Here is an 11134-nt window from a genome sequence, read left to right on the forward strand (position 1 = left end):
TTGGCGGAAGATGCAAGGGACCTCATCGGATATCTGCTGAATGCGCAGGCGGCACATTGGCAGACAATGTGGATGATGTTGCCCGAAGCGCGGGGCTGACACGCACGCAAATTGATGATATAATTAAGATGGTCAGCGGGCAGCGTCCAGCGCCCGCCGCCCGCCGCTTATCTTACAAAGGAATATATTGACCATCATCTATCCCGGTTTAAAAGCGAGGTGACCAAAATACAGGCATCCTTAAAGTACGATACGATCGGTCCGCCGGAAGGAACATATGTTATGCCCACATCAGTAGTTGATGACTTGCTTAAAAAAGCCAATGGAGACGTCAAGCTCTTAGAGGATTTTCTGGGACTTGAAAGAGGAACGTTGGGAGACACTCCAGTGCGAATTGATATTGCAAAGCCTCAAGGTTTGCGGATGCCCATCGGAAATGAGCGTGGTGCCAATGAGAATTGGCTGCCCGGTGGGTATACGACGCGCGGGGTTCCAGAGGCTGTGATTGATCAGGTGCAACCGGGTAATTATACGGTGATGCCCATCAAATAAAAGGAGGATATATTGATGGTTATTTTTGATGAACGCGGTGTAAGGATTTTCTTAAGAGACGGCAAATACTTTATGGAAAGTGATATGGGACACTTTGCCGAAGAATACGTGGAAATTGAGATTTCCAAAGAGGATGCGGAGAAGGTCATGGAGGATGTGATGTATTCCTCGCACATTGCTCTTAACTGGAGAAATAAAAAACGCGGGCTGCTTTAAGACGACATTGGATAAAAACCTCTTGTTGATTGCCTGTAAACCATTAATATGACTGGCTTTTTCCAAACCCTATAATTACACTCGGACCATCGAAAAGACCGTCGACTTTTGTCGACGGTCTTTTGTTATGCCTGCAGTCATGCGGATTTGCGGACTTTCAATTCGGTATAAGTCCTATGATTATACTCGAAAGCAAAATTAAGTGACAATATCTTCCTACAATGCTACAATTCAATTAAAATACAAAGACAATATCATAGGCCAACAAGGAGGTTAACGATTGTGGATTGGAGCCGCTTGCTAAATGAGGAAAGATTGAAACCAGATCGATACCCCGAACCCAAGGAATGGGGAAAATATAATATTAGCGAGTTTGAAAAAGATTATAAGAAGGTCGTCGCCAATTCAGGTTTCCGGCGGTTTCAAGACAAAACGCAAGTATTCCCCCTAGATAAAAGCGATTTTGTTCGTACCAGATTGACTCACTCTATGGGGTGTCACCTCTTTCCTTTAATTTCTAATTTAATGGAGCTATTAAATCCATCTTCATCTACGACAATATAGTTTCCAGCAGGTGGTAATTCAAACGTTTCGAAATATTCACCTGCGCATTCTGTCAGTGATTGCAGGGCTTCTGACCCGGACATAACCCCTTTCTTTGCTGATATTGAAATTATCGGCCTTTTTGCCCTTGCCTGAGGAACACACCGGCTGTTTTTCGTTCTTTACGCTTGGAAGCTGTTTGTGGTGGATTTGTCAGCATCACAATTATGATTGTGAGCAAAAGCATGACAGCCAAGGACAACATGGACAAAGTGAGGTTTCCGGGTTCGGAAGGCCGAATGCAGAAAAAGCAAGGGTGGAAACCGATCCATGTCGGTCTCCGCCCTTGCCTTATTTTATCTATTGCGTCCTTCTCGCGCCGTTTTCATCGACCTCATAGCCGTCCACGGTGGTACTTCTGGCAAGGGAACCATCATCGTAGAAGTAATACCACTTGCCGTCAATCTGGAGCCACTTGCCGGATACCATATTGCCGTAGGTGTCGAAGTAATAGCGTTTGTTGCTGCCGTTTGCGCCAATGTCCCACCAGCCGATCAGCGGGATATTCCCGGAATAGAAGTGCCAGTTTCCAGTATCGTCCTTAACCCAGCCGGTTTTCAGAACGCCGGTGGTTTCAAAGAAATACTTTACGCCGTCAATGGTCTGTGTACCGGTAACGGCTTTGCCGTCCTTGTAGTACAGGTACTGTCCGGCATCGTTTTTCGCCCAGCCCTGCGCGGTGGTGGGGTCAATGGTCAGCTTGATATAGCGGTGAAGCATGGAACTGACCTCCGCACGGGTGGCACTGGATTTTGGATTGAACTTGTTATTTGTGCCGCCCATCATAATGCCAGCCTGCTGCATGGCGGTCACTGCTGTTTTGTAGGTGCTGCCGATGCCGGAAGCATCCGCATAGGTCGCTGCGGTACGGGTCACGGGAAGGGTGTAGCCGGTGGCCTTGGCGTAGTTTGCAAAAATCACCGCAATCTCTTCACGGGCGATTGCCCGGTCGGGTGCAAACTGACTATTGCCGATGCCCTGCACGATGCCTTTCTTGTACGCCCATTCGATATACGGACGGAACGCACTGTCCGCTTTCACATCGGTGAAGCTGTTGCTGGTGTACGCCTTGGTATCCACATTTGCCAGTCTGCCGAGGGCCGTCACCAGCATTCCTCTTGTCATAGCGGTGTCGGGTGCAAAGATGGTTTCCGAGGTGCCGGAGAGTAGCCCTCTGCCGACCACATAGTCAATACTTTCCGATGCCCAATGTTTCGCCGTGTCGGTGAACTTTGCCGATGGCGCTGTATAGCCCACGCCATACACCGAGAAGTGGTCGATAGCGAAGATCACGCTGCCTCTGTTCGCATCGTAGGAGGAATCCGCAATGAGGTTTACCTTGCCGTTTCCATCCACATACACGGCGTAGAAGCCACCCGCTGCCTCGCCCTTTGCAGGGGCGAAGGGGATGAAGAGCGTGGCTGTACCCGTGCCAAGACTGATGATGCTTATTGTTTTGCCGTCCTTCACGGTGGTCAGTGTAATGTCGTAGGCATTGCGAACATTCTCAACCGTCACAGGCTTCACGGTAATGGTTACATTGCTGGTGGACTGTTTTTGCATATCTGCAAGTGCCTTTGCATCAAAAGTGATGGAGATGGGTGCGTCGGTAATTTCAAACCACTTGGCTTTTTCGCCCACCAGCCGGTTCAGGGCGGCACGCTCAAACGTCACGGCCAGCCCGGCGGTCACGGGTACATCCAGCGCAATCCTTACACCCACGCCGTAGGCTGTGCGATTCTGTGCCTTTGCTTCTGCCTGCGCTTTTTCAAGGGCAGATTTCACAAGGCTGTCGGTAATGGTGAAGGTTCTCTGCGCAGTTGTTCCCGACACCTTGCCGGAAACGCTTCCGATGGTGGGGTGGTCCGGCTGGGCGGCCGGGGTGACGATAACAGTCGGTTTGGAATTGTCCCCTGAGGAAGAACCGCCGCCGATATATGACCACTGTGCATACAGCGTAATATCCGTATTCACAGCAGAAATGATGGTCTCTGCGGCATAAAACGTGCCGCCGCTTGCCGCTGTTCTCCAGCCGGCAAAGCTGTGGTTACTTTTGGTAAAGGTGTTTGCCCGAATGGTATACGGAGCGCCGACATTTACAGAATCGGAGGTCATAGAGCCGCTGCCGCCGTTTGCGTGATAGCTGATTATGTGCTGCTGTACTGCCGACACCACCAGTGAACCATTGGTGTATGAAACTGAATAATTCGCACCGGCTCCGCTATTCAGCGTACCCTGTGTCACTGTAATGGGGAAGTTGCCAGCCGTACTGGTGTTTGCCGCGCTATGGGCTGCGGAGGGCTTTGTCGAAAAGACTGCGTCCTCTGTATCACCGCCCACAAAGCCGCTGTAGGTCAGGGTGGGCGTTGGCAAAGCATCACCCACCAAAGCCGCTTTGCTGTCGGCCGTTACAGTGAGGACAGCCTTTTCAATGGTAAAGTCTCTCGTCCCCGTGCCGGTGTAATTGCCCTTACCGGTGACGGTCACGGTCGCCGTGCCCGCGTTGGTGTTGCTCCCATAGCTCACCGTGTAATCCTGATTTTCCGTCAAAGTGTCAGGGCCGAACACCACCGTTACGCCGGGAGTAATGGCGCTGCCGGTGTAGGTATAGGAACCGCCTGTTATGGTAGCGATGGCGTACGTCAGATTTTTTCCGTTTAGGTACAGCCCGGCTTCGCCGTCCTGTGTGCCGCCTGCTTTTTTGAGGGTAGGCAGTTTGCCGTCCGCAATATTCCACACGGTGATATCCCAAGGGGCGGTGTCCCAGTTGAAGGCTGTGGTCCAGAAGGCAGGCTCCACCGCTTGGGCGGCGGTCATGGCTGTGCCATTATTAAGAGAATCGTCGCCGCTTGTGTAGTTCATTCCGCCAAAGGCGTAGTTGTTCCCATTAACCCCGCTAACAACTCCTGCCACACGCCCGACTTCGCTGCTGCCGGTGACAGAGTGGTTCAGTGCAGCGCAGTTTTTCACCGCGCCTGAGTTGCCAACCCCTCCCACCACGCCCCCGACAAAGTTGCTGCCGCTGACGCTGCCCGTGCTGTAGCAGTTTGAGACCGTGCCCGTGTTGTTAACATAGCCCACCACGCCGCCGACATAGTCGCCGCTGCCGCTGACGCTGCCGGTGCTGTAGCAATTCGAGACCCTGCCCGTGGCTTCAATAGAGCCCGTCACGCCGCCGACAGCGTTGCTGCCGCTGACGCTGGCGGTGCTGTAGCAGTGTTCCATCGTTCCGACAACAGAGCCCGCCACGCTGCCGACATAGTCGCCGCTGCCGCTGACGCTGCCGGTGCTGTAGCAGTGTTTCACCGTGCCGAGAACCCCTCCCGCCACGCTGCCGACATAGGTGCCGCTGCCGACATAGTCGCCGCTGCCGCTGACGCTGTCGTCGCCGGTGACGCTGACGCTTGCGCCTACGACACCCAGCCCCTCCACTATGGCGCCGCTGGCAATTATCCCAAACAAGCCCTGAACATCTGCGGTTCGGTTGATAAACAGGCCGGTGATTGTATGGCCATCACCATTAAACTGCCCTTGGAAGGTTATTGCAGAGTTAATCCCAATAGGCACCCAGCCTTCGCCGTCGTTGAAGCCTTGGCCATAACCGGAAAGGTCAATGTTGTTCATCAGCTTATAATGAACGCCGCTGGCGTTATAGGTTTGGTTGTTCTCATTCACCAGCTCCGCCAGCTTGGCAAGCTCCGCCGCTGTGGTGATTTGGAAGGGTGCTATTTCACTGCCCTTGCCTGCAAAGGCATAGCTGTCTGCATTGATATACCCCGGCATGGCAACTGTTTCGCCGAACAGGCCGGGCAGCTTGCCGGTTGCCGTTGCCCAGCCGTTTTGGTTGGTGAACAGGCCGAACAGGTCGCTGCTGGCGTTGATTTGGTCGGCGGTTTTGCCTGTGCCGTCATCGTGATCATTGCCGATCGGTGTGCCGCCCATACCGCTAAAGGCATAGTTGCTCTGCACTTGACCGCCGGAAACCGTGCCCGCCACACGTCCCACACCGTTTTCGCCCTTGACAGAGGGGTTCAGTGCGGCGCAGTTTGCCACCGTGCCTGCGCTGCCTTCAGCATAGCCCGCCACGCCGCCGACGTAGTTGCTGCCGCTGACGCTGCCGGTGCTGTAGCAGTTCGAAACAGTGCCTTTAACCCATCCCACCACGCCGCCGACATGCCTGCCGCCGCTGACGCTGCCTGTGCTGTAGCAGTTCAAGACCGTACCATCGATACGGCCCACTACGCCGCCGACATATATGCTGCCGCTGACGCTTGCGCCCACCATACCCAGCCCCTTCACCATGGCGCCGCCGGCAATCTTCCCAAACAAGCCCTGATCATCTGCGGAGCGGTTGATAAACAGCCCGGTGATTGTATGGCCAGCACCATTAAACTGCCCTTGGAAGGGGTTTGAATTATTCCCGATGGGCACCCAGCCTTCGCCGCCGTCATAGCCTTGGCCGTAGGGGACAAGGTCGATGTCGTTCATCAGCTTGTAGTAAACGGTACTGGCGTTATAGGTTGTATTGCTGTTATCGTTGTTGATGATGTCCGCCAGCTTGGCAAGCTCTGCTGCTGTGGTGATTTCAAAGGCGGTGTTTTCACTGGTACCGTCTCCTGCAAAGGCCTTGCCGGTTGCATTGATATGCCCCGGCATGGGAACTGGTTCGCCGAACAGGCCGGGCAGCTTGCCGGTTTCGGTTTTCCAGATGCTTGTGTCGGCGAACAGGCCGAACAGCGTACCGCTGTCATGGATTTCGGCGGCGGTTTTGCCTGTGCCGTTATCGAAATAAGAGCCTTTGCTTGTGCAGTCCATGCGGTCAAAGGCATAGTTGCTCTGTACTTGACCGCCGACAACATAGCCCGCCACACGGCCGACGTAGTTGCCGCTGCCGCTGCCGGTGACAGAGGGGTTCAGCGCGGCGCAGTGTTCCACCGTGCCTTCAACATAGCCCGCCACGCCGCCGACATCGCTGCCGCCGCTGACGCTGCCGGTGCTGTAGCAGTTCGAGACAGTGTTTCTGCTGTTAACATAGCCCGCCACGCCGCCGACAAAGTTGCCGCCGCCGCTGACGCTGCCAGTGCTGTAGCAGTTCAAGACAGTACCGCTGTCGTTCATCTGTCCCGCCACGCCGCCGACATAGCCGCTGCCGCTGACGCTGCTGGTGCTGTAGCAGTTCGAGACAGTGCCGCTGTCGTTCATCTGTCCTGCCACGCCGCCGACATGGTTGTTACCACTGACGCTGCCGGTGCTGTAGCAGTTCGAGACAGTGCCGGAAACCCATCCCACGACGCCGCCGACATAGATGTTTCCATTGATATTGACGTTTTCCACACCCAGATTTTTTATCTCAGCTTCTTCACCCATGACCAATCCAAACAGACCCACGCGATGAAGATTCGGATTGGCAACGGTCAGGTTTCTCACAACATGACCGCCGCCGTCAAAGGACCCCCTGAAAGGCTTATCACTTCCATTGAACCACGTACCGATGGGCACCCAACCCTTGCCACCGTTATAGCCTTGGCCGTAGTCGGCAAGGTCAATGTCGTTCATCAGTTTTAGGTACACCTTGCCCTGTTCACGGCCAGTGACCATCACCTCCAGCTTGCCTGCGTTGGTCAGGGCGGCAACCTCTGCAAGCTGGGCAGCGTTGGTGAGCTCTAAGGGACTTCCCTCCGTTCCCGCACCCGCCATGCGGAACAGCACGAAAGGCGTACGCACAAAGGCGATGGTCGGCGCACGAACGCCCTCGGCAAGCGCATAGCCCTCCCCCAGCTTTGCGGCAAGGCTGTGCAGTCCGGCTTCACTTAAGTCGGTTTCACAGTCCCATGTCACAGGAATCTCCTTGGTTTCGCCGCCCACGGTGGCCGTAACCGTTTCGGGCAGCTCAGGGCTGGAGCCCCGCTGAAAGCGGATGTCTTCGGAAAGCTCCGCAAAAGCGGTGATGATGCCTTCCGCTCTTTCGCCCACCGTCACGGTGATCTGGGGCAGTGGCGCATTGACCGTAAAGCCCGTGATTTCAGCGGTAAACAGGTATGTACCCGCTGTGTTGCCGTCATATTCCGGCTGTGCCGTCCACGTTACAGGAACAGAGATGGTCATTTGAGAGGCTTCGTTGTCACCCGTATCTGTATCGCTCCCGGATGGCGTGTCGCTATCCGCCCCGTCAGATGCCTTTGCATTGGAAGGGGTGGCCGGTTCCTCGTTGCCGCTCTCTGTTTCATCGGCACCCGCTTCGTCCGCCTGCACACCGCCTTCCCCCAGCGTTATGGCAGAGCCGATAGTCGTCTGTGCCGGTTCTCCCGAATCCTGCACGCTTTCGTGGACACTTCCGCTTTGCTCTGCGGCGGCCGGGGCCTCCACCGTTGCCGTCAGAGCTTCGGGCAAGTCTAAATCCTCCAACAAAGCGCCAAGGGGCTTTGTTTGGTGTGCCACACTGTCCGAAAGCGGCTCAAAGGCGATAATCTTTCCGCTTGCACCGACAGGCAGGGGTTCGTCCAATGCAAACACTGCCTGTGGCAATATCCCCACCGCCAGCAGCACTGCCAGCGCAAGGGACAGTATTTTCCTTCCTGCTATTCGCATATGCTTATTTCCTCCGTTTCATTTAAGGTGCTTCGTACAAACACCGTCGTTTTTACTGTTTTTCGTCATGGCTGCCCTTTTGAACTGTCCGGGCCGTGGGACTTCTGCACCCGCAGGACCTCCAGCTGCTCCAGCAGGGTGTCCAGCAAATAGGGCTTCACCAGATAATCGTCACAGCCCGCACCGTAGCCCTCGACAGTCCGCTCCTTAGCCGCAAGCCCGCTGGAGAGCAGAATGGGAATGTCGCTTTCCATTCGTACTTCCCGGCAGAAGTCGAAGCCTGAGCCGTCCGGCAACTCGGCGTCCAGCATCAGAAGGTCGGGCCGTTCGCCGGCAAGGAGGGCACGACCCTCTGCAATGGTGCCGGATTCCACTACCATGTAGGCCGCCGTATCCTCCAGTGCAGTGTGCAGAATGCGCCGCAGATCTACGCTGTCTCTACCAATAAAATCTTATAGGGCTCCAATGCGGTTCCTCCCTTCGTTTTATGCCGGTCAAGATGGCACGTTATTAAAAAGGTTTGGCAAATTTGAAGTTCTCGTTCCATAGTGCGGTATTTCAGTTCCGAAAAGCCTTTAAGAAAAGGCGAAACCGGCTTGAATCTCGCTAATTCAGCCGGTTTTTCGCAGATTTATCTATCATTCTTCATTTTAACAGATCACAATAAAAAATATCAGTCCTCTGAACCTCAATTTTTCGCAAGGTTGGCGGTATCTCTGTTTGCGACAAGCCGGTAGCCTTTGCCCCGTACAGATTCAATATCCGCCGTGCCTTCCGCAAGCTTTTTGCGCAGACGGGAAACATGCTCCCACACGGTGCGCACATCCCCTCCGGCTTCCATATCCCACAGCTTCCGATACAATTCCTCCGCAGACAAATACTTGTTCATATTGTTCGCCAGATATTCCAGCAGGGTATATTCCATTCGGGTCAGCAGTAAATCCTGCTCATGCAGATAAGCCCGTCCGGCAATAGTGTTCAGCTCCAGCGGGCCTGCCCGTAAAATGGACGACTCGCTTCTGCGCAGTGCCGGGCGGCGCAAAAGAACCTGCACCCGTGCCAGCAGCTCCTCCACTAGATAGGGCTTGGTCATGTAGTCGTCGCCCCCCGCAAGTAGCCCGGCAATCACGTCCTCCGGAGCGTTCATGGCGGAGAGAAACAGAATCCGGGGCGCGTTTTGCCCGAATACCTCCCGGCAGTAGTCCAGCCCACTGCCGTCGGGCAGCAGAATATCCAGCAAGAGCAGGTCGGGGTGCTCTCGCTGTGCCAGCGCGCGGCCTGCTTCCAGCGTATCCGCCTCCAGTACACGGTAATTCTCCATCCGCAGCTCGGCGGCGTTGGCGCGCAGAATATCAAGATTATCTTCTATCATTAAAATGGTTGCTTTGTTTGTCATTCCTGATTTCCTCCTTCCGCGCGTGGCACGGTAAAACGCACCGTGGTTCCTCCAACGCCGCTTTCAATCTCCATGCCGCCGCCATGCTCCCGCACAATTTCCTTGCAGATGGCAAGGCCAAGGCCGGTACCGCCACTGCCGGATACGCCACGCTCAAACACATGCGCCAAAAGCTCGGGCGGTATCCCTTTGCCACTGTCGGTCACTCGGAACGCCGTATGGCCACTTTGCGCATCCTGCTCGGCAGACAGGGCAATGACACCGCCCTGCGTTTGCCGGTTGGCATTAGTAATCAGGTTTAACAGTACCTGAAAGATTTCATCCGTGTTGACCCGCAGGAGGATGTGTGCCGGATGACACTCCACGGTTATGTGATTGTTATGTCCCCGGCAGAGCGCTTCGCAGTAATCCGCTGCGCGGCGCAGCAGCGCGCCCGCGTCAGTATCGGTGAGGGTGGTCTGCCGCTCCTTTTCCAGCGACACCTTCATGAGCTGCTCCACCAGCCTGCCCAGCCGCACCGCCTCCTGCTGAACCCGGTCTAAATTCTCCTCGGTCTGCCCGTCCACGGCGTTCTTGCGCAGTTGGCTGATGGTCAGCCCCGCATAGCTGCTGATGACGGCGAGGGGCGTTTTCATTTCGTGACTGATGTTGTTTAAAAAGTCGGTTCTGGCACGGCTGAGCCGCTCCAGCATCCGGTTGATTGCCTGTATTTCCCGCTGGCTTTCCCGTACCGTAAAAAGCTCCTGCTCCGTGTGGGAAAAGCTCATCACCAGCGCCAGCATGTTAATGAACAAAAACACCACCATGCCCACCACCTGATAGGACAGCCCGAACAGCAGGAGCGCCCGCTGGTGGGCAAAAATGTCCGCCGCCGAAAGCAGAGCGAACAGGACAAGTCCCAGCAGCAAAAGCCGCCGCTCCGGCTTTGATAAGGCAGAGGTCAGTGCACCTCGCAGGGAACGCCACAGCACCGTGAGCAGAAGATAGGCAACAAAGCCCATGTAGGCAAGGGACAGCTCCACCGGATACCGGGTAAACACCGTGGTGGGGGCAAGGCTGATAAACAGCATACAGCCGCCGCAGAACAGGGTGAAGCCGCGCACCGCCCATCTGCTTGCCGCACCGGGGAACAGGCTGGCGATGTACAGCGCGGCAAAAAGCGCCATCAGGCAGGTTTCTATGTAGGACAGCCGGATTTGCAAATACCAGCTCAGATCCGGCAGCAGCAGCGGCAGAAGGTCGGAGCCGATGACACGCAGAGCGATGCAGCCGCAGAGCAGCGAAAACCACAGCAGATATTTGTACCGCTTAAAGAACAAAAACAGCCCGAAGAAAAACAGCATAATGGCAATGAGCGCCGCCGCCACCGCCGTAGTGCGGATGGTGGTAAGCTGTTCATTTCGGACAATGCTTGTTACCGCGCCGATATCCATGGGGTACAATCCGCCGCCGTCCGCATGTACGAAGTTGGAGTAATGAAAGATGATCTCGGTGGTTTCGCCTTGGGGCATAAAGGCTTCCACAAAGCGGGCGGTCTTTGGCACGACGGTCTCGACGCTGTTGCCGGGAACGCCGATGGCGATATATTCCTTGCCGTCGATGAACAGGCGCTGGGCATAGGAGGGATTCTTGGAGGCAATGGCGTAGACCTCGCTGGGCGGCAGCCGAAGCTCCATCCGCAGGGTGCCGTAATCCCCCTGCGCGCCTTCCGTTCGGTCGTAGAGAACGCCCTGTGTGGGAACATTCCCAGCCGCAAAATCCTCGGGCGTGTAGAACTCT

At 55.4% G+C, this 11134-nt stretch carries 7 protein-coding genes; 3 read left to right on the plus strand and 4 right to left on the minus strand.

What is annotated here, in order from left to right; all coding sequences use genetic code 11:
• The first annotated feature begins 282 nt into the window (after window positions 1-282).
• The 3 genes from RTU96_RS14140 to RTU96_RS14815 all read left to right on the plus strand — a co-directional run bounded on the left by RTU96_RS14140 (window position 283) and on the right by RTU96_RS14815 (window position 1332).
• The gene (locus tag RTU96_RS14140; protein ID WP_312637289.1) at window positions 283-552 is read left to right on the plus strand and encodes a hypothetical protein; all 270 of its coding nucleotides are present in this window, start codon (window positions 283-285) and stop codon (window positions 550-552) included.
• A 15-nt stretch (window positions 553-567) separates the two neighbouring features.
• Window positions 568-768, plus strand: a complete 201-nt coding sequence (locus tag RTU96_RS14145) for a hypothetical protein (RefSeq protein ID WP_312637290.1) — start codon at window positions 568-570, stop codon at window positions 766-768.
• Window positions 769-1050: 282 nt separating this feature from the next.
• Window positions 1051-1332, plus strand: coding sequence for a hypothetical protein (locus tag RTU96_RS14815; protein WP_397357108.1), 282 nt, complete (start codon window positions 1051-1053; stop codon window positions 1330-1332).
• A gap of 339 nt (window positions 1333-1671) precedes the next feature.
• On the opposite strand, the gene RTU96_RS14155 is transcribed toward RTU96_RS14815, so the two are convergent.
• From RTU96_RS14155 to RTU96_RS14170, 4 genes are all read right to left on the minus strand, one after another.
• Window positions 1672-7959, minus strand: a complete 6288-nt coding sequence (locus RTU96_RS14155; RefSeq protein WP_312637291.1) for a GLUG motif-containing protein — start codon at window positions 7957-7959, stop codon at window positions 1672-1674.
• 65 nt (window positions 7960-8024) lie between these two features.
• Window positions 8025-8405 (minus strand): response regulator, encoded by a 381-nt coding sequence (locus RTU96_RS14160; RefSeq protein WP_312637303.1) that lies wholly within the window; start codon window positions 8403-8405, stop codon window positions 8025-8027.
• Between the two features lie 242 nt (window positions 8406-8647).
• Window positions 8648-9355: a response regulator transcription factor gene (locus tag RTU96_RS14165; protein ID WP_312637292.1), complete on the minus strand. Its 708-nt coding sequence runs from the start codon at window positions 9353-9355 to the stop codon at window positions 8648-8650.
• Window positions 9352-11134: ATP-binding protein (locus RTU96_RS14170; protein WP_312637293.1), on the minus strand; the 1783-nt coding region annotated here is incomplete at its 5' end. The genes RTU96_RS14165 and RTU96_RS14170, both read right to left, overlap by 4 nt.

It is taken from the genome of Oscillibacter sp., assembly GCF_032018205.1.
Taxonomy (GTDB): domain Bacteria; phylum Bacillota; class Clostridia; order Oscillospirales; family Oscillospiraceae; genus Oscillibacter.